Source organism: Peptoniphilus sp., assembly GCF_050943655.1.
Taxonomy (GTDB): Bacteria; Bacillota; Clostridia; order Tissierellales; family Peptoniphilaceae; genus Peptoniphilus_A.
Genome location: NZ_JBMNPQ010000011.1, coordinates 1 through 25,230, shown reverse-complemented (window position 1 = coordinate 25,230; position 25,230 = coordinate 1). Strand labels below are relative to the sequence as shown.

29 protein-coding genes, 2 tRNA genes, 1 other RNA gene and 1 riboswitch are annotated in these 25,230 nt (G+C 33.3%); of the genes, 6 read left to right on the top strand and 26 right to left on the bottom strand.

Going from position 1 to position 25,230, the window contains the following annotated elements:
- The 7 genes from ACOX6R_RS02345 to ACOX6R_RS02315 form a co-directional block, all read right to left on the bottom strand.
- On the bottom strand, window positions 1–894 hold the full coding sequence (locus ACOX6R_RS02345; protein WP_433446838.1) for a PSP1 domain-containing protein: 894 nt from the start codon (window positions 892–894) through the stop codon (window positions 1–3).
- Entirely contained in the window at window positions 891–1,829 is a 939-nt protein-coding gene (locus ACOX6R_RS02340) for an ATP-binding protein (protein WP_433446836.1), read from the bottom strand. Before ACOX6R_RS02340 ends, ACOX6R_RS02345 begins: the two co-directional genes overlap by 4 nt.
- Complete coding sequence (locus ACOX6R_RS02335; RefSeq protein WP_433446835.1) at window positions 1,829–2,113, bottom strand: cyclic-di-AMP receptor; 285 nt, start codon at window positions 2,111–2,113, stop codon at window positions 1,829–1,831. Before ACOX6R_RS02335 ends, ACOX6R_RS02340 begins: the two co-directional genes overlap by 1 nt.
- A gap of 9 nt (window positions 2,114–2,122) precedes the next feature.
- Window positions 2,123–2,449, bottom strand: coding sequence for a cyclic-di-AMP receptor (locus ACOX6R_RS02330; protein WP_433446833.1), 327 nt, complete (start codon window positions 2,447–2,449; stop codon window positions 2,123–2,125).
- Window positions 2,446–3,057 carry a dTMP kinase gene (gene tmk / locus ACOX6R_RS02325; protein ID WP_433446831.1) on the bottom strand — a complete coding sequence of 204 codons (612 nt, stop codon included), beginning with the start codon at window positions 3,055–3,057 and terminating at the stop codon, window positions 2,446–2,448. Before tmk ends, ACOX6R_RS02330 begins: the two co-directional genes overlap by 4 nt.
- Complete coding sequence (locus ACOX6R_RS02320; RefSeq protein ID WP_433446829.1) at window positions 3,054–4,406, bottom strand: aminotransferase class I/II-fold pyridoxal phosphate-dependent enzyme; 1,353 nt, start codon at window positions 4,404–4,406, stop codon at window positions 3,054–3,056. Before ACOX6R_RS02320 ends, tmk begins: the two co-directional genes overlap by 4 nt.
- Before the next feature lie 73 nt (window positions 4,407–4,479).
- The gene (locus ACOX6R_RS02315; protein WP_433446827.1) at window positions 4,480–5,457 is read right to left on the bottom strand and encodes a biotin--[acetyl-CoA-carboxylase] ligase; all 978 of its coding nucleotides are present in this window, start codon (window positions 5,455–5,457) and stop codon (window positions 4,480–4,482) included.
- Between the two features lie 59 nt (window positions 5,458–5,516).
- Here ACOX6R_RS02315 and ACOX6R_RS02310 point away from each other — a divergent pair.
- Both ACOX6R_RS02310 and ffs read left to right on the top strand, forming a co-directional pair.
- A tRNA-Ser gene (locus ACOX6R_RS02310) sits at window positions 5,517–5,606 on the top strand.
- Between the two features lie 3 nt (window positions 5,607–5,609).
- Window positions 5,610–5,873, top strand: an RNA gene (ffs, locus tag ACOX6R_RS02305) — signal recognition particle sRNA large type.
- 15 nt (window positions 5,874–5,888) lie between these two features.
- Here ffs and ACOX6R_RS02300 read toward each other — a convergent pair.
- Window positions 5,889–6,608, bottom strand: coding sequence for a hypothetical protein (locus tag ACOX6R_RS02300; RefSeq protein ID WP_433446825.1), 720 nt, complete (start codon window positions 6,606–6,608; stop codon window positions 5,889–5,891).
- Complete coding sequence (gene ispE / locus ACOX6R_RS02295; RefSeq protein ID WP_433446823.1) at window positions 6,595–7,440, bottom strand: 4-(cytidine 5'-diphospho)-2-C-methyl-D-erythritol kinase; 846 nt, start codon at window positions 7,438–7,440, stop codon at window positions 6,595–6,597. Before ispE ends, ACOX6R_RS02300 begins: the two co-directional genes overlap by 14 nt.
- Window positions 7,441–7,581: 141 nt before the next feature.
- Between ispE and ACOX6R_RS02290 the strand changes: the two genes are divergently transcribed.
- Window positions 7,582–8,883, top strand: a complete 1,302-nt coding sequence (locus ACOX6R_RS02290) for a sodium-dependent transporter (RefSeq protein ID WP_433446821.1) — start codon at window positions 7,582–7,584, stop codon at window positions 8,881–8,883.
- Window positions 8,884–8,951: 68 nt separating this feature from the next.
- Here the strand turns inward: ACOX6R_RS02290 and ACOX6R_RS02285 are convergent, their stop codons facing one another.
- Together ACOX6R_RS02285 and ACOX6R_RS02280 are read right to left on the bottom strand one after the other, a co-directional pair.
- Window positions 8,952–9,158, bottom strand: coding sequence for a hypothetical protein (locus ACOX6R_RS02285; RefSeq protein WP_433446819.1), 207 nt, complete (start codon window positions 9,156–9,158; stop codon window positions 8,952–8,954).
- A gap of 120 nt (window positions 9,159–9,278) precedes the next feature.
- Window positions 9,279–9,554, bottom strand: a complete 276-nt coding sequence (locus tag ACOX6R_RS02280) for a Veg family protein (protein ID WP_433446817.1) — start codon at window positions 9,552–9,554, stop codon at window positions 9,279–9,281.
- A gap of 306 nt (window positions 9,555–9,860) precedes the next feature.
- Here ACOX6R_RS02280 and mnmA point away from each other — a divergent pair, with 306 nt between their 5' ends.
- Window positions 9,861–10,922: a tRNA 2-thiouridine(34) synthase MnmA gene (gene mnmA / locus ACOX6R_RS02275; protein WP_433446815.1), complete on the top strand. Its 1,062-nt coding sequence runs from the start codon at window positions 9,861–9,863 to the stop codon at window positions 10,920–10,922.
- 15 nt (window positions 10,923–10,937) lie between these two features.
- A complete protein-coding gene (locus tag ACOX6R_RS02270; protein ID WP_433446813.1) occupies window positions 10,938–11,579 on the top strand; it encodes a 50S ribosomal protein L25 in 642 nt (213 codons plus the stop codon).
- A 63-nt stretch (window positions 11,580–11,642) separates the two neighbouring features.
- On the opposite strand, the gene ACOX6R_RS02265 is transcribed toward ACOX6R_RS02270, so the two are convergent.
- The 6 genes from ACOX6R_RS02265 to ACOX6R_RS02240 form a co-directional block, all read right to left on the bottom strand.
- Entirely contained in the window at window positions 11,643–12,419 is a 777-nt protein-coding gene (locus tag ACOX6R_RS02265; RefSeq protein ID WP_433446811.1) for a hypothetical protein, read from the bottom strand.
- Complete coding sequence (locus ACOX6R_RS02260) at window positions 12,419–13,105, bottom strand: ATP-binding cassette domain-containing protein (protein WP_433446809.1); 687 nt, start codon at window positions 13,103–13,105, stop codon at window positions 12,419–12,421. Before ACOX6R_RS02260 ends, ACOX6R_RS02265 begins: the two co-directional genes overlap by 1 nt.
- The gene (locus ACOX6R_RS02255; protein WP_433446807.1) at window positions 13,092–13,469 is read right to left on the bottom strand and encodes a GntR family transcriptional regulator; all 378 of its coding nucleotides are present in this window, start codon (window positions 13,467–13,469) and stop codon (window positions 13,092–13,094) included. The genes ACOX6R_RS02260 and ACOX6R_RS02255 overlap by 14 nt, the downstream gene beginning before the upstream one ends.
- Window positions 13,470–13,955: 486 nt before the next feature.
- Complete coding sequence (locus tag ACOX6R_RS02250) at window positions 13,956–15,086, bottom strand: pyridoxal-phosphate-dependent aminotransferase family protein (protein WP_433446805.1); 1,131 nt, start codon at window positions 15,084–15,086, stop codon at window positions 13,956–13,958.
- Window positions 15,087–15,147: 61 nt separating this feature from the next.
- Window positions 15,148–15,753, bottom strand: coding sequence for an ECF transporter S component (locus tag ACOX6R_RS02245; RefSeq protein WP_433446803.1), 606 nt, complete (start codon window positions 15,751–15,753; stop codon window positions 15,148–15,150).
- Between the two features lie 50 nt (window positions 15,754–15,803).
- Window positions 15,804–15,917: riboswitch (FMN riboswitch) on the bottom strand.
- 53 nt (window positions 15,918–15,970) lie between these two features.
- Window positions 15,971–17,362, bottom strand: coding sequence for a L,D-transpeptidase family protein (locus tag ACOX6R_RS02240; protein WP_433446801.1), 1,392 nt, complete (start codon window positions 17,360–17,362; stop codon window positions 15,971–15,973).
- A gap of 211 nt (window positions 17,363–17,573) precedes the next feature.
- Between ACOX6R_RS02240 and ACOX6R_RS02235 the strand changes: the two genes are divergently transcribed.
- Window positions 17,574–17,657 (top strand) — tRNA-Leu (locus ACOX6R_RS02235).
- A 236-nt stretch (window positions 17,658–17,893) separates the two neighbouring features.
- Here ACOX6R_RS02235 and ACOX6R_RS02230 read toward each other — a convergent pair.
- From ACOX6R_RS02230 to ACOX6R_RS02190, 9 genes are all read right to left on the bottom strand, one after another.
- Window positions 17,894–18,424, bottom strand: a complete 531-nt coding sequence (locus tag ACOX6R_RS02230) for a phosphodiester glycosidase family protein (RefSeq protein ID WP_433446799.1) — start codon at window positions 18,422–18,424, stop codon at window positions 17,894–17,896.
- A gap of 98 nt (window positions 18,425–18,522) precedes the next feature.
- Complete coding sequence (locus ACOX6R_RS02225) at window positions 18,523–19,236, bottom strand: N-acetylmuramoyl-L-alanine amidase (protein ID WP_433446798.1); 714 nt, start codon at window positions 19,234–19,236, stop codon at window positions 18,523–18,525.
- On the bottom strand, window positions 19,233–19,643 hold the full coding sequence (locus ACOX6R_RS02220; RefSeq protein ID WP_433446796.1) for a phage holin family protein: 411 nt from the start codon (window positions 19,641–19,643) through the stop codon (window positions 19,233–19,235). The genes ACOX6R_RS02225 and ACOX6R_RS02220 overlap by 4 nt, the downstream gene beginning before the upstream one ends.
- 23 nt (window positions 19,644–19,666) lie before the next feature.
- Window positions 19,667–20,959: a pyocin knob domain-containing protein gene (locus ACOX6R_RS02215; RefSeq protein WP_433446794.1), complete on the bottom strand. Its 1,293-nt coding sequence runs from the start codon at window positions 20,957–20,959 to the stop codon at window positions 19,667–19,669.
- Window positions 20,959–22,800, bottom strand: a complete 1,842-nt coding sequence (locus ACOX6R_RS02210) for a phage tail protein (protein WP_433446792.1) — start codon at window positions 22,798–22,800, stop codon at window positions 20,959–20,961. Before ACOX6R_RS02210 ends, ACOX6R_RS02215 begins: the two co-directional genes overlap by 1 nt.
- Window positions 22,797–23,324 (bottom strand): phage distal tail protein, encoded by a 528-nt coding sequence (locus tag ACOX6R_RS02205; RefSeq protein WP_433446790.1) that lies wholly within the window; start codon window positions 23,322–23,324, stop codon window positions 22,797–22,799. Before ACOX6R_RS02205 ends, ACOX6R_RS02210 begins: the two co-directional genes overlap by 4 nt.
- A gap of 10 nt (window positions 23,325–23,334) precedes the next feature.
- On the bottom strand, window positions 23,335–23,733 hold the full coding sequence (locus ACOX6R_RS02200; RefSeq protein ID WP_433446788.1) for a phage tail fiber protein: 399 nt from the start codon (window positions 23,731–23,733) through the stop codon (window positions 23,335–23,337).
- Entirely contained in the window at window positions 23,734–24,279 is a 546-nt protein-coding gene (locus ACOX6R_RS02195) for a distal tail protein Dit (RefSeq protein ID WP_433446786.1), read from the bottom strand.
- A partial coding sequence (locus tag ACOX6R_RS02190; RefSeq protein ID WP_433446784.1) for a phage tail protein occupies window positions 24,276–25,230 on the bottom strand: 955 nt, incomplete at its 5' end. The genes ACOX6R_RS02190 and ACOX6R_RS02195, both read right to left, overlap by 4 nt.

The following is a 25,230-nucleotide window of genomic DNA, read 5'->3' as shown; positions in this document are numbered from 1 at the left end:
CTAATCCCTCTCCAATTCAACTAATTCTTCTTCGTTGTATTCTTCTACATTTAAATAATTGGACTCTTCGATAAAATGCTTGTTAAATTCCCTAGTTCTCTTTATTTCGTCAAGTTCAAAATATTCAATATCGTTGCCGTCTTGATTTTCAAAAATAACTTTTACAAGTTCTTGAATTGTGTAAGTGGACACAACAGTTCCCTTGCCTCTTTGTGTTATAACTACTTCACCAATTCTTGGAATTCTTTTGTTGATGCACTCGTAACCCTCTTGCTCATATTTTAAACAGCACATCAGTCTTCCACAAAGTCCCGATATCTTTGTAGGATTTAAGCTCATGCTTTGGTCCTTTGCCATTTTTATAGAAACTGGTGAGAACTCTGATAAAAATGATGAACAACAAGTTTCTCTTCCGCAACTTGCAAGTCCTCCAATATATTTTGCCTCGTCGCGAACTCCGATTTGTCTAAGCTCAATTCTAGTTCTAAAAATTGAAGCAAGTTCTCTAACAAGTTCTCTAAAGTCAACTCTTCCATCTGCTGAAAAATAGAAAAGTAGTTTAGATCTGTCAAATGTATATTCACAAGAGATGAGTTTCATTCCAAGTCCAAATTCTTCTACCTTCTGTTCGCAAATTATTATTGCCTCTCTTGCGCTGTTTCTGTTTTCTATATTTATGTTTTTATCTTCAAAAGTTGCAACTCTTATTACAGGTTTAAGCTCGCCCTTAATTGAATTTTCATCAATCTCCTTAAGAGTCATAACTTTTCCATATTCCAAACCTCTAACAGTTTCAACTATTACATCATCATATAATTTTATATCTAAGTCTGCTGGATCAAAAAAATAAATTTTGCCAGTTCTCTTAAATCTAACACCTGCTACATCTATCATCTAAATCCCCCTAATTCCATGAGTAGCTTTTCTATATTCAGATCAAAGTTTATATTTTTATCTAATCTCTCGATTGATTTTATCACCGAATCGTAGCCCTTCATTGAATCTTCAAGTGATACATTTTGAATTCTCAATAAATCCATTTTATCTAAATTAATAATAAGTTCTTCCTTTCCCAGTTTCATAAAGAGCAGATCTCTATACCAAATTAGGAAAAAATTTAAAATATCATCTATAATATCTTTATTGTCTTTAAAAAAATCTTTTTTGCCAAACAAATATCCACTTTTTCTTATAACTGAGTCTATAATTTGAATTAAATCTTCTCTTATCTGAATCATGTATGGATCTTTTGCATACTTAAGCGCAAGAGACACATTGCCGTGAGATAGTCTTGCAAATAGTTTTGCATTTGCATCAGATGCCCCTTGAAAGAGAAGCAGCTTTTCTATTCTATCTTCGTCAATCTCTCTAAACTTTAAAATTTTACACCTTGATGTAATTGTAGGTAGAACTTTTTTAAAATTGCTTACAACTAGAATTATAATGAGATATTCCATGGGCTCTTCTAATGTCTTTAAAAAAGCATTCTGACCTTCAACAGTCACTTTGTCAAAATCATCAATTATTACGACCTTATGTCTTTTGCTAAAAGGCTTGGAGAAAGATTTTTCTATTATTTCCTCAATCTCCATCTTTTTAATTGATACGTCGCTTTTTATTATGTCAAGGTCTGGGTCGCTATAAGCATCTATTCCGCTAAAATATTTTACCTGCTCGCTATTTTCTTCTAAAATTGACCTTGCAAAATTTTTAGCATGAGAAAATTTGCCTATTCCCTTTGGCCCATAAAATAAGTAGGCGTGGCTAACTTTATCGCCACTGATATCTCTTTCTAGTTCATTTAATATTTCAATATTTTCTAGAAACATCAGATTCTTTTTGAGTCTTCAAGATCCACTACAAAAATTGTGGCACCAGAAATTTTGAAGTCTCCCTTTTCAGAATGGACTTCCTCTTCCTTAGTCACTTCTCTAAAGATATTGTCAATTTTTTCTAACTCTTCTTCTTTGCAACCTAATAAAAGTGTTGAGTTTCCAGATTTAAAAAATCCACCAGTTGAAGAAAGTCTAGTTACATAAATATCTTCGTCTAAAAATCTATCTATTAAATCATCTATATATTTATCTTGCACAATCGCAATTATCATTTTCATATTTATCACCTAGTATCTCTTAAAATCTACAACATTCATGACAAAAATACTCGCTCCGCCAACTTTTACATCAATTGGAACAGATATTAGAGCTTGTCCTGGAATGTTTACAGGTTGTATCGTTCTTTTAACTTCACGCTGTTTGGAATTCTTTTCCAAAATTTTCATGTATTCATCATATCTATCATCATCAATACCTGAAAGCAAAGTGACGTTTCCAGACTTTAAAAATCCTCCAGTTGAAGAAATTTTAGTAACTTTAAAGCCTTCTTCGTTTAATTTTTCTATTAAATTTTCGCTGTCAATATCTTGAACTATGGCTATTATAAGTTTCAACTTAAGCCTCCCTCACTTTCTAAAACGCTCATGCAGTCTTTAAATACTTCTTCGATGCTCCTACTTGCGTCGATGAAAAAGTAATTGTCCTTTTTCTCTAAGCTATTATAAAATTTGGTAACTTTTTTGTGAAAATCTGTAGATTCAAGTTCCAGCCTGTCATAAGATCCTTTGTCTTTTCTTCCTAGAGTTATTTTATCTGTCTTAAAAACAAATACAATGTCAGGTTCAAAAAAATCTGTTGCAAAGTCATTTATCGCCTGAATCTCTTCAATTTTTTGTCCCCTTGCAAAACCTTGATATGCAAGGGATGAAAGAACAAATCTTTCGCACAAAACTGTGACTCCCTTTTCCAAATTCGGCTTTATTTTTTCTTCCACATGTTGTGCACGCGATGCTGCATAAAGTAGTGCTTCTGTCCTCATGTTCATCTCAGAGAGATCATTATCCAAAATCAAATCTCTAATTTTTTCACCAATTCGCGTGCCACCAGGCTCTCTCGTCTTTATGACAGATACATTTCTTTTTAAAAGTTCCTCATAAATAAGATTTGCCATTGTTGATTTGCCCGACCCATCAGGTCCTTCAAATGTTATAAAAAGACTCATTTAATAACCTCTACTGTATCATTTTCCATTCCAACTACTTCTATACCTGCCTCTTTAAGCTCTATAATATTTTCGATTACGTCTTTTGAAAAAACCTCACCAAAACTTATTATAGGAACTCCAGGCGGATAAGCTGCAACAATATTTTTAGAAATTCTTCCCTCTGCATCTCTAAAGTCAATAATTTCCATCTCGCCCTCAAAGGCTTCTCTTGGAGTCATGACTTTTTCTGGCAAGGCAAATTCTATAGGACGAATTTCTTCGTATGAACCTGAGTCAAGTTCTTTTATTGCATTTTTTAAAGCTTTAATCTCCTCACTTGTATTAATTGGAGAAATAATTGCAAGGGCATAATATAAATCTGCCATCTCAAGTCTTATATCTTTATCATACAAGAATTTCTTTAAAAGTTCTTCGCCCTTTAAGCCTCTTACTCTAAACAAAAACTTAAGCGGATCATTTGCAGCAATAGTTTCGTGTTCAAAATTTATAGAATAATTTATCTCTTCTTTTAATTTATTTAAATCTTCTATTCTATTTAAAATTTCATCTCTTCCGATTTCCTCCATATATTTAATTCCAGCTTCAATTGAGAGCATTAAAAGATAAGATGGAGATGTTGTGTGGTAGAGATTTATATGATCCATTACTTCGCGTCTTGTAAATTTATCTGAATTTAAGTGAAGCAGCGCAGTTTGTGTAAACGAAGGTATAGTTTTGTGTGTTGAATTAATTACGAGATCGGCACCAGCTTCTATTGCGCTGTACTTTTTAAGATCCATAAAATATAGATGTGCACCATGTGCTTCATCTACGATTACGGTGATGTTATTATCGTGCAAAATTTTTATAAGTTCTTTTAATTTTAAAATGCCACCATAAAAATTTGGACTAGTAAGTACACATGCCTTGATGTTATTTCCCTTAATTTTTTCCCTAAGCTCTTCTTCTGTAATTCCAAAAAAGAGTGCCTGATTTTTGTCGTAGACAGTCTCAAGATATACTGGGTTTAGTTCATTTAATATCAGTGCATTGTAGACGCTCTTGTGGCACTGTCTTTGCACAAGAACATTGTCTCCCTTATTTGTTGCAATAGAAATTGCCGTATGAAGTGCACCTGTCGATCCGTTAATTATTAAAAAAGATTCTTTAGAGCCATAAATGTCTCTAATTTGATTTTCTAATTTTAAAATAGCTCCCCTTGGATTTAATAAATTATCTGTATCTAAAATTTCTGTCACATCTTTTTTTGTATCTAAGTCAAAAAATTGTTTTCCCTTATGTCCCGGCATTCCAAAGGATATTTTATTTTCTATTTTAGTTACTTCATCTAACAAATAACTCTTCATATTTAAGCCTTCCTATACCTGTTTATTCAATATATTATACTATAATTTAAAATCATTTAAAAGTTTATAGACTCTACTTTAAATATCCTCTTACAGAAACTTCGCCGCTTGATAGAGTCATAATACCATTTTCTGTCTCTACAATTAAGTTTCCCTTTTCGTTTATGTCCTTGCCAATTCCAGTAAATTTCTCGTCGTTTTTTATAAATGTTAAATTTTTTCCAAGGACAAGTGAATTCTCTTTATAGTATTTTAAAATATTTTCTTCCGTTTCTTCGTAATAGTTGTGATAAAATTTATTCAAAATTTTAGCTAGTATTTCGTTTCTTATTATATTTGTGCCTACAAAGCCTGCGATATTTTGTAAATCTTCATTAAATCCGCCCTTTGGTTCGTTTACATTGATTCCACAACCGACGATAATGGACTTGACAGTTTTTGTCTCAAAATCTGCATCTAGTTCTGAAAGTATTCCACAAACTTTTTTCTTGTTTACAAAAATGTCATTTACCCATTTTATTTCACTCTTTACTCCCGTAGATTCTTCTATTCCCTGAGCAACAGAAACTGCGGCCCTTACTGTCACCAAATCGAAGTAGGATATATCAAATGTTTCTTCTGGGTGAAATATTATAGAAAAATAAATTCCTGTTCCCTTTGGAGATGAGAAATTTCTACCTCTTCGGCCCCTGCCTCCAGTTTGTTCATTTGCAACAAGAACTGTAAAGTTATCTACTTCTTCTGAATATAACATTCTCTTTGCTTCAGTATTAGTTGAGTCTATTGAATCGAAGACTTTTATATTTATATCTTTTAATTCATCTCTTAGACCTTTTCTAATTCCTGCAACTGATAAATTGTCATCATCTTCTACTAACTTATATCCCTTTTTTGTGAGAGATTCTATTTCAAAACCTTCTTCTTTTAAGGAATTAATTGCCTTCCATACAGAAGTCCTTGTAATATTTAATTTGTCTGCTAAGTCTTGTCCAGAGACGTAATTTGCTCTATTTTCTTCAAGTGCTTTTAACACTCTTTGTTTAGTATTCATTAAATCACCTTTATCTTGACTTTAAAATAATTATCGTGTAAAATATCTATCTAGACTGTGGAGAGATGTCCGAGAGGTTGAAGGAGCCCGCCTGGAAAGCGAGTATACATGAAAGTGTATCGGGGGTTCGAATCCCCCTCTCTCCGCCATTGCCATGCTAGGTGGGAAATTAGCGATGTCCTGTACCTGCGATTCGCTACAGCAGGACTGAATTCCCTACCGAGGATTTTAATTTTATAGACTGCCCCCTGTAAGTGGCGTTGAGGATCTGGTCCTGCGCAACAGGTGCTTATGAACCGTGTCAGGTCTTGATCGAAGCAGCACTAAGTAAGATTTCTTGTGTGCCGCAGACTAGCCTGGTCTGAGTTAACTGCAGGGGTAACGTGTGAAGTTACTATTCGACGTAGGGTGCATGGCTACATATTTTGCCCTTAGGGGCTTTTTTTATTGTTAAAATTTATCTTCGACACATTTAGTAACTGTCTATCTTTAAGTACTTTTTTATCGCGAAGATACTTTTCTGCTCGAGAATAAAATCTCATTTTAGAACCTGTCACATAAAAATAGTCCCTGATTAAATTCTCCTTCTCATACTTGTAATCTTCTATTACAGCATCCACATTTGTAAAAATGTCTCTTTTAAAATAGTCTCTAAAGAATTCCCTTCTGAGATGAAGTCCACTTGATGCCAAAAAAATCATTGAGTACTTTGAAAAGTCAAAATCTTTAAAGTATTCATTACATATCAATTCCACAATCTCTTCTGCAACCTGATCGTTGCACGCATTTATAAGTAGCGGCACTTCAAAGTAATCTATTTCTGTATCGGAAAACTCATCTAGAGTCCTCTCCATCTTCGTAAGATGGGAGCAAAGACAAAGAACACTTTGATTTTTTAAATTTTTTGTCAAAGACTCTTTACCAAATTCTGCGCCTTTGATATTTTTGAAAGAATTTATAGCGTCAAATTCAAGCACATAGATTTTTTTATCTTTTTTAAAAAACTTCCTCAAGTACTCTATTCTATTAGAAACCTCTTTCCTATCGTAGAGGCCGTAATATTCATATCTGTCGTCGATATAGTAGTTTAACAGGTCCTTTTTATATTCATAGAGTCCTACTATGCCGGGACCAGTATCAAAAACTGCCATAATTTCCGCCCGCCTTTGTTTTAAAGCTTAGGTCATACTTCTCTTTAAAATAAGAGTATGCCTCATCAAGCTCACTTCTATTTTCAAAAATTCCAAAAACTGTCGATCCGCTTCCGCTCATTAGAGAAGCTCCATTCATATCAATTATTTTGTGTTTTATTTCTTTTACTTCAGGATGCATAGAAAACACAACTTCTTCCATACTGTTACCCATGTACCTGTTTAAGTTATCAATGTTTAGATCTCTAAGAGACTTAATAACTTTATCAAAATCAATTCTTTCATCTTTAATTTTTATTTTCTGATACACTTCTGGTGTGGAAATCTTTATTCCTGGGTTTACTAGAAGTACATTTTTTAAATAAATATCATCTAAAGCTTCAAGTTTATCTCCGATACCAGTTGCAAGGGCAAAACCTCCAGTCATCATGTAGGTGAAGTCTGCTCCCATTGGTCTTGCAAGCTCTATTAGTTCCTCTTTTTTTAAGTTTAATTTATAAAGTTCATTAAGTGCATAAAAAGTTGCTGCTCCATTCGATGTTCCACCAGCAAGACCTGCTGCCTCTGGAATATTTTTTTCAATTTGCACGTTAAATGGAATGTCACGCCCTATGTATTCTTTTAATTTTAGATAAGCCTTATAAATAAAATTCTCTTCCATTGGAAAATCAAATTCTGGTGTAATCGACACTTTATCTGATTTAGAAAATTTCATATCGTCGCATAAATTTGTCATAACCATTAAGGTCTTTATATCGTGATATCCGTCGTCTCTTTTCTTACAAACATCTAAAGAAAGATTTATTTTTGCAGCAGCTCTTTTATTTATCATCTCACACCTCTTTAAATAATTATAATTCAAAGGTGACAATATTTCATCTATATTTAATCTATGAAAATTTGTAAATAATTCAACATATTTATCAATTTTGTTATATAATTATAGAAAGTTTCTTTCAGAAAGGGTGATAATTTGAGTAACAAAGAGGGATTTAGTTCCATATGGGGCTTTATACTCGTGGCAATAGGACTAGCTCTTGGGATTGGATCTTTGTGGAGATTTCCCTATGTAGCTTATGAGAACGGTGGGGCTGTTTTTATTTTAATGTACATTGCAATTATTTTAGTAATTGGAATCCCACTTATGACAAGTGAAGTTGCAATAGGCTTTCACACACAAAAAACTGCAATAGATGCTTATAAGAGCATTGCTCCTAATTCAAAATTTTATTTAGCAGGATACATTCATCTATTAGCTGCATTTTTAATTCTTGGCTACACTGCTCCTATTTATTCATGGATTTTTAAATACTTAATTTCTAGTTTTACTGGAGATTTTATGGGTCTTAGCCCAGAAGGCGTAGTTAGTTATTTTGAAAATTACAATGCTGACAAATCTCAAGTATTTTTATTTTTTATAATTAATTTAGTTTTAAATATCAGTGTTTTAATTTTTGGCGTTCAAAAGGGCGTAGAGAGAATTTCAAAAATTTTACTTCCAGCACTTTTTGCAATTATGCTAGTAATTATATTTTCAATTTTAAGACTACCTAACGCAGTCGAAGGCGTTAAATTTTTATTTTTGCCAGACTTTAGTAAATTTAATATAAAGTCTCTAATAACATGTCTTGGTCAAGCATTTTTTGCCTTGGGGCTTGGCATGCTCGGCTCAATGGTTTTTGGTTCTTATATTAAAGATCCAAAAGAAAATATTTTTAAATCCTCATCAATGATTTGCGTATCACTAATCTTCGCAGGAATATTTGCAGGAATGATGATTCTTCCTTTCGTCTTTGCTACAAACTTAGACGTCGCAGAAGGAGTAAATTTAAGTTTTATAACTCTTCCAAACGCATTTAACTTAGTAGTTGGCGGCAGATTTTTATCAATTCTATTTTATTTAGGATTCTACATTGCAGCTTTTACATCTTCTGTTGGAGTATTTGAGGCAATAATCGGTCTTGTGACTGAAAAATATAATATTAAAAGAATTCCAGCAATCATTATATGTGCAATTCCAATTCTAATAGTGGCATACTTCTCAATTTATAATGATGCTATCTTTGGATTTTTGGATATATTCGAATCAAATTATGTACTGGTAATTTCTTGTTTTGCAATTGCAATTTTTGCAGGTTATGTTTGGAAAATTGACAATGTAATAAAGGCAAGTAACATTAAAAGTAATTTTGTAAAATCATGGATGCGAGTAAGTATAAAATACATTACTCCAATTGCGATAATTATAATTTTCTTATCACAATTTTTTAATTAATTAAAAGAAAGGCTCTGCCATTTTTGACGGAGCCTTTTGTTATGTTTTAATTTTCTTTTAGTTTAGTTTTAAATATTTAATCTATAGAAAGCTGAGAGATAAATATAATTAAATACAAGTAGAATTAACATGAGGAAGAATCCAAGAGCGTATCTTCCTTTTTTATTTTGCTTATACGAAATGTAGACTATTATAAACTGCATGAGCATATACCATATAGTAGTTAAGTCGCTCATGTAATCAATGCTTTTTAAAATTGTTTTTAGAGTTTCCATTTAAAACCTCGTTTGTTAATATTCATATAAATGATATCACAAATCCACTGAATATAAAATATCTGTGATTATTGCATAAAAAAAGTGCAGACTAGCTGCACCAATAAAAGAATGTCCACATTAAGAAATCATTTTTGCTTCTTTAACATCCTTAAAAGTCACATCTTCTTCAAGAACAGTTACTTTTACAGTAGAAGTTAGGACATCTGAGTAAGTGTAGGACACTGTCACTACTTCGTCTCCGTTATAAACATCTACTACGAAAAGACTTGGATAAGTTGCCTTTAAATAGCCTCTTCTAGTAACTATTTTCTTTCTCCCTTTATTTGCCTTAACTATTACTCTTTTGCCGATATGACTTTCCAATTCTCTTCTTATTATTTCCATTTGATTCATAATGAGATTCCTTCCTTCTAAATGAACATAGTAAAACACAGTAATATTATAAGACATATTGCAAAAAATGTCAAATAAAAGAATATATTTTACTCTATAATATTCGCTTTGTCAATCGTTTTTCATTTTTTTATTTGCGTTTTTATAAAATAAATTTTTTCAATTTTTTTCGTGACAAATCTTATTATTTTTTATTATAATATGGGTTAAGTTGGCAAATAGTGGGATTTTATAGAAAAAGTATAGCTTTTTTGACACAACTATTGTATAATATTTTATTGTTAATTCAATGGATTGGAGGTTATAATGCAAAAAGGAAAAAAAGTTATTCTCGGCATGAGTGGTGGCGTAGATTCTTCTGTTGCAGCAGCTCTTCTAAAAGAGCAAGGTTACGATGTTACGGCTGTTTTTATGCGTAACTGGGCAGAAGACGATGGCATGTGCACAGCAAGAGAAGATTATATTGACGTTGTTTCTGTATGCTCACAGCTTGGCATTAAATATTTTACTGTCAACTTCGAAAAAGAATACAGAGATGAAGTTTTTTCCTACTTTTTAAGTGAATACAAAAAAGGCAGAACTCCAAATCCTGATGTCATGTGCAATACAGAGATTAAATTCAAAGCTTTTTTAGATTATGCTATGGACTTTGATGCAGATTATATTGCGATGGGACATTATGCTAGGACAAAAAAGATAGACGGCAAAACATACTTGGCTAGAGGTTTGGATAACAATAAAGATCAGTCCTATTTTTTATCTCGAGTAAAGTCTTCTGCTCTTGCTAAAACTCTCTTCCCCGTTGGAGATCTTCAAAAAAGTGAAGTTAGAGAGATTGCAAAGAAATATGGACTTTCTACTGCTAAGAAAAAAGATTCCACTGGAATTTGTTTTATAGGCGAGCGAGATTTTAATGAATTTCTCGACCAATTTCTTTTTACTAAGCCAGGAAAAATAGTCGATGTAGATGGAAATGTTCTAGGCGAACATTCTGGTCTTATGCACTACACAATTGGCCAAAGAAGAGGTATAGGAATTGGCGGCGTTGGTAGCGGTGAGCCTTTCTTTGTAGCTGATAAGGATTTAAAAAATAATCTTTTAATAGTAGCTCAAGGAGTTAATAATCCAATTTTATACAAAAAAGAATTCGAAGTTGAAGATCTTTTCTGGATTACAGATACGCCTTGCCTACCACTTAATGCTTCTGTTAAAATAAGATACAGAGCTAAGGACGAGAAAGCCGTTTTAGTAAACGAAAATGGCAAATATATAGTTAAGTTAGAAAATCCCTTAAAGGGTGTTACCCCTGGACAAGTTTGTGTTTTTTATGATGGAGAAATATGTCTGGGTTCAGGTATAATTAAATAAATTTTGGAGGTTAATATGAAAATAGTTTTACAAAAAAGAGACTCAAAAGGTAAAAATAAAGTAGACAAGTTAAGAGCAGAAGGAATCGTTCCTGGAGTTATGTACTCAAAAGGACAAGAAGCTGTTCTTCTTAAAGGTGAAGAAAAAGATTTATTAAAAATCTTCTCTCAAGAAGGATATTCAAACATTTTTGAAATCGAAGTTGACGGAAAAGACACTTCAGTTCTTTTCAAAGAAGTTCAAATGCACCCAATTAAAAACGCAATGGTTCACTTTGACTTATTCGAAATCGATATGAACGAAGAAATCACTGTAGCTGTTCCAGTTGTTCTTGAAGGAAGAGACGATGTACGTGTTCAACCATCTTCACTTATCCAAGTAATAAACGAAATCGAAGTTACTTGTCTTCCAAAATATCTTCCATCAGAAGCTGTTGTCAATGTAGTTGACATGCAAATCGGAGATGTAATGGAAATTAAAGACCTTGACATCTTCCAAGACGAAAATATTCAAATTCACGAAGATGAAAATGAAGTTGTTGCATCACTTGTTGCTCCAACTGACGTTGCTGAAGAAGAAGCTGAAGAAGAATCAGCAGATGCAGCTGATGTTCCTACAGTTTCTGAAACTGAAGACGAAGGCGAATCTGAAGAATAATTTTTTTAAGTATATTAAAAGAGATTGGTTTTACCCAATCTCTTTTTTTTCTTGCTATTTTGTTTAACTAACTGATACTCTCCTCTTGTGTTCGAAGTAGGTACCAAGAAGAAACAGCATGCCAAGCAGTGAATATATAAATAATATTGGCAAGTTAAGTGTAAGTGAATCTCCTGGAAATGGAACTATATCAAACCTATTTGTTGAAATTCTATTTACAAAAGGAATAATTACTGAATTAGATAGTGCAGTGATTATAATGTAACAGAGAACCGCTCCACCAAAATCCATCTTGTTTAATTTTTTCTCTCCACTAATTGATATTGCAAACATAAATTTCCCTATGCCATATGCAGAAAATATCACTATTAATAAAATTATTATGCCCACATGTTTTGGTGTAACGAGGCTTAATCTTCTCATGATTTCTTCTTTAACCATTGGAAGCTCTTCTAAGAAGTCAGGATTATCTGAAAAACCATTAATGATTACAAATGCCACAAAGTTTATTATCCATATTAATGTGTGCACAAAAAATAATATAAAGTAATATAGAACTCTTGCAAAAGTTATTTGTCCTGCTGTTACTGGAAGAGAATTGTAAAAGAGTGCTTCCTTTCCATAAAATCTGTTGTAGTCACTTACTATAATAACTATTGCCGCTGCTCCATAAACCACTAGTCCTATTATAAAAATTATTCCCGCTGCCACATTTGCATAGCCACTGTCTGTAAAAGTTCTTGTCACAAGATTTATTATAATCAAAAGTATTGGCAGAACTACTAGAAACCAATTCTTTTTAAAGTGAGTCTTTAGCTGATAGCCCAATAATTTTCCCATTAGAACACCTCCGTAAAGTAATCTTCTATGCTCATTTTCTTCTCATCTCTAATATAATCAACTGATTCATTTAAGAAAATCTTTCCATCTGATAAAAATACTACTCTATCTAAGAGAGGCTCGATGGCATTTATTAAATGTGTAGAAATAATAAGAAGAGAATTTTCGTCAAAGTTTTTAAGTATTGCATCGATTATAATTTTTCTAGAAGATGGATCCACGCCTGATATTGGTTCATCTAATAAAAATATTTTTGCATTTCTTGAAAGAGAAAGGGCTATTTGTATTTTGTCCTTCATACCCTTACTCATCTCTTTAATTTTTGAATCAAAGGGAAGCTTAAAGTCTGCAAGTAGAGTTTTAAATTTCTTATCATCAAAGTCATCAAAAAATAATTTATAAGTATCCATTGTCTCCTTTACAGAAAGGCTCTCGTCTAGACTAAATTTATCAGGTTGATAAGATACATAAGATTTTGAACTAGCTCCTGGCTTTTCGCCGTTTACCTTTACATCTCCCTTATAAGTCATCTCAAGACCTGCAAGTATTCTAAGTAGTGTCGATTTTCCCGTTCCATTTTCGCCGACAAGTCCAACGATTTGTCCGTATTCAAGATTTAAATCCAAATCGTTTAATACTTTGTGCTTGTAGCTCATGTTTAGCTTATGAATTTCAATCGCGTTCATTGTTCTCCCCCTCTTTCCAATATTCGTCTAACATTTTAATGGATTTTTCTTTATTTATCTCAAGCGTCTTTGCCACATCAATAAGTCCGTCACAAGCTTCATAGAAGGCAGAATTTGCAAGTTTATCTATTAGCTCTTTATTTGTAGTTACAAACCTTCCTACAGTTCTATTTGCCTCTGCAAGGCCCTCTCGTTCAAGCTCCTGAAGCGCCCTTTGTACAGTATTTGGATTTACTTTATAGGTGTCTGCTAAGTTTCTTACCGTATCAATTTTTTGTCCAGGCAGCCATTCCTTTCCCGAAATTTTAAGTTTAAAATCTTCAAGCAGTTGAATATAAATAGGCCTCTTGTTGTCAAAATCCATAAGTTCACCTCCACTATTTTTGTATCGTTGTATTGTTGTATTACTTCCTTAGTACAATATGATTATATAACCCTATTTTTAATTTTGCAATAGCTTTATTAAAAATTTTTTTATTTTTTTAATTTTATGCGATTTGCATGTAGATTGGGCTATTATTTTTTCTTCAAAAAATTTGCAATACCTAATTTTTGATCATGTATTAAAATTTATGTACGAATTAAGTTTAATATAAAATAATTATTGCTTGGAATTTAGCTAAATATAGAAAATAGAGAATTGTGATTTAAGATTCTCTAATGATGTAAGAAGTTAGAATTAATTGAGTTTGATATAAAATAATTTTTTGCTGAAAATTTCGTCAAATATAAGTTGTGAGTTTAAATGATTTGAAGAAATAAGAGACTCACAATAGACTAATTAAAATTTAAAAATTTCTGCACTAAAAAATCCCCGGATTTCTCCGAGGACTCAATATTATAATAATTTTTATTCTCCTAAAGATTTTTTAAATTCTTCTAATAAAGAAGCTTTTGTTTTTATATTTAGCTCTTTAAATACTTCATCGAGCTCGCCGAAAAGTTCTACAAAGTTATCATGAGAGATATTATTTCCCATGTGCCCAATTCTAAAAATTTTGTTTGAAAGCTCCCCTGCTCCTTTTGAAATCATTATTCCTCTTTCTTTAAGTGCATCGAAGATTTCGCCGCTAGTGTGTCCTTCTGGAGCCAAAACTGCAGTCACCGTGTTTGAATAACTATCAAGTGGATAGAGCTCAAGCCCAGCCTTTGTGAAGGCATCTCTTGTAGCATTTGCATATTTTTTGTGAAGTCCTATATAGTCTTTAGATAAAGTTATATCTAGCGCTTCGTTAAGTGCGTAGACTAAGTTTTCGTTCATTGTATATGGAAATGCAAAGCCAGAGCTTGTGTCGTAAGCATAATAATTTTCAAAATTCATATAAAAGCTTGGCACTTTAGTTTTTCTATTTTTAATTGCCTCTTTTGCGTCTTCAGAAATTGTGATAAGGCTAAGTCCCGTTGGTGCAGAAAGGCATTTTTGTGAACCGCCAAGGGCAATATCAACTTTAAACTCGTCGAAGTTAAATTCTTCTCCGCCCATTCCAGATACTGTGTCCACAATTGTAAGTATTCCGTATTTTTTTAATAAAGCACAAATTCCTTTTATGTCATTTGTAATCCCTGACGGTGTTTCACAGTGAACCATTGTCGCAATTTTAAAGTCGTGATCTTTTTCTAGGAATTTTTCTAATTTTTCTAAATTTATTCCACGTCTAAAATCATCTTTATACATTACAGGCTCTGCTCCGTAGAATTTTACAAAATCAGCAAATCCCTCGCCAAATATTCCATTGTAAATAACAAGAGCTCTCTCGCCCTCTTCAATTAAGTTTAAAACTGCTGCTTCAAGTCCAAGCATGCCTTCGCCAAGCATTACAAAAGATGTGGCATCAGTTTTTAAAAGTTTGGAAATTTTCTTTTCCATATTTCTGTGGAATACTTCGTACTCTGGATCAAGGTCTGGATTAGTCAGTGACTCTCCCATTTTTTTAAGGACCTTTATATTTATTGAAGTTGGTCCTGCACATAATAATTTCATATATAACTCCTTTAAAAAAGGTGAATCATCCGCGGACAATTCACCTAAAAATTAAACATAATCAATTTTTAAAAAGTGGACTCACTCTTTTATATACTAACATCATCACAGCCGAAGTTGTGAAGCCTTTTATTAAGTTAAAAGGAAGGACAGAATAAATCATCATTGAAAACAAATCATTTATTCTTGGTGTAATTGCATTTCCCATGGCAATGATTGCATCCATTGGCATTACTTTTCCATAAAGTGGAAATACTACAAAGTAATTTGAAAGCATTGCCAAAGCTGTCATAGCTAAAACTCCAACAGATAGAGAAATAATTGCTCTCTTATAAGTTTTCTTTTTGTTGTAAATTAAGCTTGACACAAAAGCAAATGTTGCAGAAATGATGAAGTTTGAAAGCTCACCAACTCCCGCAGTCATTGTGCCTTTTAATAGTAGGACCAAGATGTTTTTACAAAAAGCTATAATTATTCCATAAACTGGTCCTAGTGTAAATGCTCCCATTAGCACCGGTAGATCAGAAATATCTAGCTGCATAAAGCTTGGCGCAACAAAGGCCAGTGGAAACTGAAAATACATAAGTATGAATGCAATTACAGATAACATTGATACTTTTGTTATGTTTCTCGTTCTTGAACACGTTCTTACATTAACTTTATTCATTTTACCTCCAATTGGGGCATTAAAAAACCCCGAATCTTCGGGGTTAAAGATTAAATCATTCTATCATCCAGACTTTAACTGTCGGTATTGGAATCTCACCAATTCAGCTTGCGCTCGCGGACTTTACCGCCGGTTAGGAATTGCACCTCACCCTGAAGATTTAATAAATATTTTATATCTTAATTTAATTATACCACTTGTAGAAACATTTACAAGTTTAGTTTACTTTTTGTGTACTAGAATCATAAACTACTACGGGCATACCGTTAAAAGTATTTTGGAAAATTTGTGGCATTTGAGACGGAGGTATATTCACACAGCCGTGAGAACCATTTGTCTTATAATTATTTCCACCAAAACTACCTCTCCAGCTTGCATCGTGAAGGCCCACTCCGCTCCAGTTAATTGGAAGCCAATAACTTACCTTGGATTTGTAATCCTCTCCAGTAAGATATCTATCTGTCTCACGAGACCAAATTTTATCAGTTCCAGTAGGAGTGCCGTTTCCCCTTGTTGGGTTTCCAGACACAACATTTGTCTTTAAAATCATCTGTCCATCTTTGTATAGCCACAGCATTTGTCTTGCAAGATCCACTTCAATATAAGTGTTTCCCAAGTCATTTACAGCTCTGCTATTTGCAGTAAGTTTATAAACTGGTGTCAGTTCTTTATCTTCTTTTGCATTAAGTGCTGCAATAAGCTCTTCTTTTGTCTTGTCAATGTCTGTTAACCAACCATAAATTCCACCAGTAACTCTTACTTTTCCAATGTCAGTTGCGTTAAACTCACGCGTTCCTTTAAAAGTATCGTACTTCTTTGAAAGCTCATTTACAAATTCTGTAACTTTTGCATCATCGGGAACCATTTCTCCATCTTCTTTAGGTGAGAATAGAGCCATTACTCTTTCTCCTGTTAGCTCCTCTTTTCTATCTTCAAAATTATAGACAATTTTCATATTGCTTATCTCTTGATAGGATGCAAGTTGATTTTTTATAAATTCACTATCTGATGTAATCTTTGGTTTTAAATAAAGATTTTCTTCTTCAAGATTTAAAGAATCTTCTCCGGTTTTAAAAGCCTCAACAATTTTTTCTTTTAACTCGTCGACTTTTACAATATTGCCGTCGACTTCATCTGCAATTTTATATTCACCGTTTTCAAAAATTACCTTGGCATCTTGAGGCTCAGTTTTTCCATTTTTTACTGCCTCTAGGTTTTTAATTTTTTCATCTAAAAGATTTTCGTCATATTTTACATCTGCATCTAAAGTAAAATCTTTAGAAATTAATGATGCGAAAGGCCAATAAAATGGAATTTGGTGAAATTCATCTGTACTAATTAGCTTATCCTCAAACTTTATATCTTTTGAAGTAATAAACTCATCCTTTTTAATATCTTTTGCCTCAATACCAAGTTTAAAATCCCGAGACAAATTGTCATAATTCTTCTCGAGCTCAGATATTCTCGTTAGGCCAAAATCAATTCCATTTATATAAGTTCTTGGCAAAATTCTATCGTTAAAAAAATAAACTCCTGCAATATATATTGATACGATTAATAATAAAATAATCGCAATAATTATCTTAAAAGTACTCTTCTTTTTCTTCATAATTCCTCCAGAGTTATATTATACTCTATATAAAAAATTATTGTATAAATTTTAATAAAAAACTTGCACAGTATAAAAAAATCTGCTATACTTTAAAAGTCGTCGAAAGACATATGAAAATTTTAAGTCAAAAAGTTTTAAAATTTTTGTAAAAAAACTATTGACAACATTAAATAAAATATATATAATTTAATATGTTGTTAAACTTCATGCGGGAGTGGCGGAATTGGCAGACGCGCTAGACTTAGGATCTAGTTCCATTGGAGTGGGGGTTCAAGTCCTCTTTCCCGCACCATATAATATAGTATTTTTACAGGTCTTTATAAATGGCTAAAAATACAAATTCAAGCACGTATTTATTTTATGAAATACGTGCTTTTTTATATATTTTTACAAGTTTTTACTCATTCGTTACCAACTCGTTACCAACTTTATTTATTATTAAATTGTAATTTACTTACTTTTAAATTTTATCTTATAAAGCTTTTCTCTTAAATTTTTACAAAAAAATAAAGGCTGCATTACGCAACCTTAAATCGCACTAACTATAGTATTTAATTTTCTTCCTTGGTCTTTAATTACTTTACCCTCTGCAATCATCGCTGTGGATCCACCACCATCAAGATTGATTGCACTATATAAGTCAAAAGTTTTTAGTAAATCACTTCTCGCATCTGTTAAGGTGCGATTTTCTTTTGTGATTAAAAGTAAAATTTTCTTTTCCATTGTATATGCAAGTAAGGTATGTGGTGCATATCTTTCTATGTCAGACATAGCTCCCTCAAGCTTTAAGTTATAGTCTGGATAGATTGCATTGCCACCTATCGCCCACTTAACTTTACCAAGCTTTTGGATCTCTACTAAGTTATTAAAGCGATCCATGATAACTCTACCATCTGTAAAACAAACCATAGTACCTTTTTTAAGTCCTTTATATGAGTTTGTATGAGAGTTTTCTCCGAGTTGATGATTGTCTTGCACTGCTATCTGCCAGATGCTCTTTTTACTTTCAGGTTTTCGTGTATCAAAAAAAGTGCCGTTTACTGCAAACTCTCTTTGCATCTGACTCATCTTTCGGCCAGCGACAAATTCAATTTTAATATTTTGTGGATCTGTTTCTATGACGTGAAAGTTTCCTTTTTCGTAATATTTTGTTTTAATTAGTTTTTTTTTAACATTTTTGAAATAACAGTTGCAAGTTCTGCTCTAGTGACTGGCTCATCTGGTCTAAAGTTGCCATCTTCATAACCAGTCATAATTCCTTGCTCTTTTACTTCTTCTATAGCTTTTTCCGCCCAGTGTCCCTTGTAATCTATCTTATTTTCCATATTCTCAACTCCATAATATTTTGCAATTGCAGTAGCTAGGTTATTAGCTACTAATTCTAGGTTATCTAAATATTTTTTAAGTTCGATAAAATTATCGTGGAAGCAAAATTCCACAATCATACCATTTTTAGCATAATTGTTTCTAAGCACTCCATAGTAATTTCCACCGCTTGAATTTTTTCTGTATTTTACACCTCTATTAGGTATCTTTACTGTAGTAGATACAGTATTACAGATGATTACCCCAAGTCTTTTGTTACTGTACTTTGGATTTACATCATCCCAAACTTCAACTCCACTTCCGCCACCAGCATTAGTGTGCAGTGATAGCATTAAATCATATCCTTTACCTTTTTGCCCACGAGATGCAAGTGATGGATTATCTGTAATTTTATTTCTCGTAGTACCTACTTCAAAGCCTTTTTTCTCTAAAGCTTTTTTTAAAATCAAGTACATTTTAAAATTATTGTCGCCCTCGTTACCTATTTTTGAGCCGCGATTAAATTGTGGTCCAGCTCCATGTCCTGGATCTAATAATATTCTCATAGTTTGTCACCTTTTTTAAATTTATCTAAATCAGTTTTATCAATCTCTTCTTTAGTTCTTCTAAAAAATTGTCCCACCGACTTTGGCAGTGTTCCTGGTGATATTTCATCGTAATTTTCTACTATACTTATTGCATAAGTAATAGTTATAGAGTAAATCAAAAAAACTGCTACTGTGCCATAGCCAAGTAACCACATATAAGGGCAGACCAAGAAAACTAATCCTACTACAGATACATGTTTTAAGATACCTTTAAGTCCTACTTTAGAGTCTAAGTCTTTAGTAAACACAGCTTTGATATAGCCTGTAACTATATCAAGTATTACTGCTATAATAAAAATATGGTAGTGGCTTATACGCGCTATCCTACCATATGCTTGTGTTAAAAGTTGTAAATTTATTTCCATTTATATCACTCCTTTTTTAATCACTACTTAATCCACGAACCAGAGAATACATTAAGATTTCTCGCTCCACTTATAGACATATCTCCATTTGGTTTAATAAAAAGCATACCATCATTATTTGAAAAAACTAATTCATAAGAAGGACAAAAACGCGAAGGCATTTTATAGTTTTCAAGTGCGTGTACATCCTTATATCTTTCTATTGTGAAAGATATTACTCTCCCATATTTATATAGGTGCATCGTTGAACCTAAAAAATAATATTCATAATCATCACTACTAATTATATTTTGCCAACTACCCCAGTTGTTGCTTTGTTTTTTTCGAATCCAAATACTAGTTTCATCAATTTTTTCAGGTATAGCAATTTGTTGAACATAATTTCCTTGAAGATTTGTAGAATTAGTAACTATCAAGCCGAAATAATTGTAATCAACCGGAGGTTTATTTGCACTAGAATTAACAGAATAAAATCCTACTGTGGTGATATTATTAAAATCTTCATTTTTTATTTTTTGTGGAACAAAGTTTTTTTCAAGATTATCAATAATATTTTTATCACTAGAACTCATAAGCCCACTAGAAGAGGTTGTGGCATTTGAATAAGTTGTATTATTATCATTCTGCCATGCAACACCGTCTGTTGTTTTCTTAAGGACTTGACCAGTAGTGCCGCCATCTGGTAAAACATCAATCTTCGGCAACTGTTCACTTGGTACTTTTCCATCTGCACCTAAAGAAGCATATCCATTAGCGACTCCTTTGTTACTTGAATCTTCTTTTCCATTCCACTTAGTTTTTTCCTCATCCGTTACAAGTCTGTGGTCACTATCTTGCACACCATCTGAAAGATTGCCAGTCCATGCTATTTTCTGTAAATTTGTAAACCATTTTGACAATTTTCCTAATATTGTCTTTACACTATCAGTAGAGTTAATATTTTCTTTTGCATTTGCTTCAGTAAAATCAATTTTGCTATTTTCTTCAAGTTTATCTTGATTTAATTTTTCTATATTTTCTTTTAAATTCTTATAGTCATAATTTGTAAAGTTTCTTGCTATAGCCGTTGCTTTCGGCCAATCTTTTGCTTTACCCTCAACAGCTCTGTCAACATCTAGTCCACCGTCTTCTCGTTTTGCTTTAATAAGCACAGTTTCGGCATTTGCTCCGTTACCTATTACTGCAAGATTAGGCAGTATTCCAAAAACACTTGAGTCTGCTACATACATAATTGTGCCACCACTAGCAAGCGGTTCTGTTAAAAAGGTATCTGGCGAGTTGGCCACACCATCATACATTTTATTTAATTCAGTCATTAGTAATCTCCACCTCCTCTGGAGTTAGTAAAAAGTTGTATAAATATATTTGCATTAATCCTTGTAAGTCTATCTGGGATAATTTCCACCGTATGCCATGTGCCTCTTTGGATTTTGCCACCATCATCTTTAGACAAATAAGGTATGATGTTAACTTCCTTGCTGTAGTTATAGACCGTCTGTCCATCAACTTTTAAATAGCAGCTATTAGCACGGCTTCCCTCATAGATTCCGTGCTTTTGCTCGTGAGTATGTCCAGGTATCGTCACACTGTGACTGTGGTCTGGAATTCTTATAGAAAAGCTATGACTATGTGGACTGATTGAGATACTGTGAGTATGGTCTGGCAATCTAAATCCGTGAGAGTGGCTTTGAACTTGATAAAATTCGACCCATTGAGAGTAATCAATTCCATTACGATTCTTTACATAAACAGATACCATTCTTCCGTTTACTTGTTTCTCATCGTCTGTATCTCTATAAGTTCCACCGCCGCCACCTGTTGAGCCATATTCGCCACCACCAGATGACGTAGAGTCTGACTTATAAGTCCCTCCACCACTACCTGTTGATGTTGTCTTAGTATCTTTGTACTCAAGGCCTACACTATAAGATCTAAAAGACTCAATTGTGTAATTTAAAATCAGTTTATTAATTCTGGCCATTTCTTGTGGGATATAAAATTTTAAAGTCAGTGGATGTCCTGCATCTGCATTGTCTGCATAAGCAATTTGCTGCAGATTCGTTGCACCTTGAGCGTAGGTATCGTTAATTCGCGAGCGTTCCATCAAGTCACTTATACTACCCGTAATGTCTTGCGATTTATTTGCTATCTCCAAATCAATATCAAAAGGATTACCTCTTACATCTGTTTTGGATACTGATACTATAGGTACTTTTAAGTTAATGCCGTCCTCTGTATCTCGTATAAGCACATAGTCACCAGGTCTAAACTTTGGATATTTTTTAGGTTGAGTTATAGACAAGTCAACTGCTTTTAATTTGTAAGATACATAAGGTTCGGACAAGTCGTTTAGTACCATCTGAGCGTACTCTTTTAAAGTTTCTGGACTTTCAAAGCGTCTATCCACTAAGATTGTTGACTTCAATCCATATTTAGATACATTTTTTTCAAGGTAGTTACGACCACCGTTAACACTTTTTATATCAAGTTGATTATCTCCCTCACCATAACCCAAAGGATATACTCTTGTAACCAAGTGAGTTGGATCCACAGTTTTCTCAATGTTAGTCATATTTTTACGATACTGAATATCTGCTTTATACTTTGTATCTAACTTTTTAAGCGATATTCCCCAAGGGTAACTTGTTGTGTCAAAAACCCACTTGTACTTGTCTACAAAAGGCTTAGGTATACTAAATAACGCAGCAAGTAGGTTTTCATTTTCCCACTTGTACTCAAATTGTCTTTTAAAGTCACATTCGATTAACTGCCATCTTTTAACAGTCTGTCTATCAAGCACATATCTAATAACTCTGTCTGTATAAATTCCAAGGTTGCCGATTTGGTGATATTTAAACATTACGTCGTCAAGCAAGGTGGCTAATACATGCTCGCATTCATACTCGATGTACGACGTCTCTTCTGTAGTTAAAACTTGCGGCAATATTCTAAAAAGTTCAACTCTATCTTCGCCATCAAAGAGTTCTACAAAATTAAAAATCTCACAATATTGTGTCTTTTTATCGTCACGTGGAAGCTTAAAGCTGCAAGTCCAAAGTTCGTTAAGTTTTAAGTCATAGCTAATGTCGTACGCATTTTCTAACCTTGCAAGTTCTTTCATATTTTGGTCATAAATTTTAATGCTGTACTTTTTCATAGCCACTTATCCTTCCAATAGGTATCTATCTTCACACTATTTGCTCCCATTGCTTCGATTAAAATATCATTATCTCCAATTAAAAAGTCAAAAAAGTCTCCATCTTCACTCATTAAATCAATTGCATTTTCGCCATTAACTGTAACAGTTAAGTTACACATATCAATTTCTACTTCTTGCCCTGGCCTTAATCTCAGTCCTGTTATTTCAACATAATCCTCTCCGAGTAAGGAGCCAACACCACCTGCATCTATAACTAAATCAGATACTGCCTCACTTGCATAAACCAGATTTGCTGGCAGTCCGTAAGTATCCATAAACATTTCAGCATCTGTACTGATACCAGTTAACTCTACGTGATATTCTGCGATGCAGTCTAAATTCAAAGATGATTGAGAGCTTGGCGTATAAATCTCTAGTAAGGTAGATATTACGCCTGCATCCATTGCTATATCAGAGTTTGCACTTACCGACAAAGTGTCGGCATTTTTAACATTAAATTTACCGACGTTATATTTTGTCATGATGCATCACCTATGCCATGCTTATAGTTAAGTTGCCACTATCTAAAATAAATTTATTACCCTCAACTATTTGTGTGGGCTTATTAAAAGCACCATGCACTAAAAGATTGCCACCATCTTTTGCATCTCTTATTCCAAAGTAAGCAACTTCGCCCCATTCTGCTGTTGCAGTCGGGAACTCAATTCTTGATGCATTACCTATGACAGCTTTGTCCGATTGCTGAGTCGGAGCTGTAAAAGATATTGCTTGTCTTGCATATCCACCACCTACAACTTCAGCTCCCGTGTCTGCATCTGTTGGATTAGTTTTGTATAATGCTAAATAAAGATTAGATGGTTGCGTTACTTGTTGATTTCTCAAAAAATAATTAAGCACCATGTCTTCTAAGTAATTACTAGCTTTACTCATCTATATCACTACCTTTCTTGTTAGTCTGATACTTGTGATGTCACTCGTACCAGTATTTTTTATAATAAAAGTGCCACATGTCTTTACATTGCCTTTATTTTCCACATTTACTTTAGTAGTACTTTGACCATCTTTTAAGATTCGATTCAGTTCTCTTGATACAGCAAAAGGTTGGCACTCAAATTCTATGTCAAGCGTTCCTCTAGGTTGGAGTGCCAGTTGGTCGATACCTACTGCACTATAGACAGATGCTTCATAGGCTTTGTCTGGCTCGTCATCAAAAATTAAGAGACCACTACCAGATAGCCATCCAGCAAGGTCTCTTATTTTAAGTCTAAGTTCTTCAAATTGTTCGATATACATCACACCAATAATACCTGTGATGTATCTCTTTTCGTATTCAGTAGACTCGAGTTCTAGTGTTCCAGATTTACCTAAAATTGTAAATTCTTTCTTACGTCTTTCGGGGATTACAGTTCTATCAACCGATTTAAATCCAACGTTAAATTCACTGCTATGTTTTCCTTTAAAAGTAAATCCTATCATGCTGTCACCATCCCTCTACCTCTATTTGTTTTCTGTTGTAATTTATTTAATTCTTCGGCAATCTTTTTGATATCTGCTTCCTCTCTTACTACAAAAGTGTTTCCAGTGATTAAAACTCCACCGTTACTGTTACCTTCTTTTTGGATTACCTCAGCAACAATAGCCTTAAGGTCATCTAAAGCACCAACAAATTCTGGTCTTTTTTCTCCAACACCTATTATGCTAGGGCTTGTAAAAATACCACCTTTGTCGTACCATGATAGTTTTGGTACACTTGGGGGATTAAAGCTAAAGTTTCCAGTTATTTTCGGTGTAGGTAATTTAGGTAGTTTAATCGGAGGTATTTCTAGCTTTAAACCACTAAAAAATCCCTTTATTGCTTCTACTGCTTTTCTTACAGTTTCTTTTGCAGCATTGATTGGTGTCTCAATGGCTTGTTTAACCGCATTCCAAGTACTTTGTGTTACTGATTTAATACCATTCCAAACACTTTCTACTGTGGACTTAATCGCATTAAAAGTTGATGTTGCTGTGGACTTTAAGCCATTCCAGATGCCCTCAATAGTTGATTTGATACCGTTCCAAATTGACTGAGTTGTGAATTTTAATCCATTCCACACTGTCTCAATTGCCTGTTTAATAGCATTAAAGGCAGTTGTTGCTGCAGTTTTTATTCCATTCCAAATAGTTTCAAGCGTTGACTTAATCCCATTCCAAACCTCTGATGTACTTGATTTTACTGCATTCCAAATCTCAGTAATTTTAGTTTTTATGGCATTAAAAACTTCTGTCGCCTTGGACTTTAAGCCATTCCATATAGGTTCGATTACACCTTTTATTGAGTTCCAGACTTCTGTGGACTTGGATTTTACCGCTTCCCAAGCCTTAACTATTACGTCTTTGACTGCGTTAAATATCTCACTCGCTTTGGCTTTAAAGGATTCCCAAATC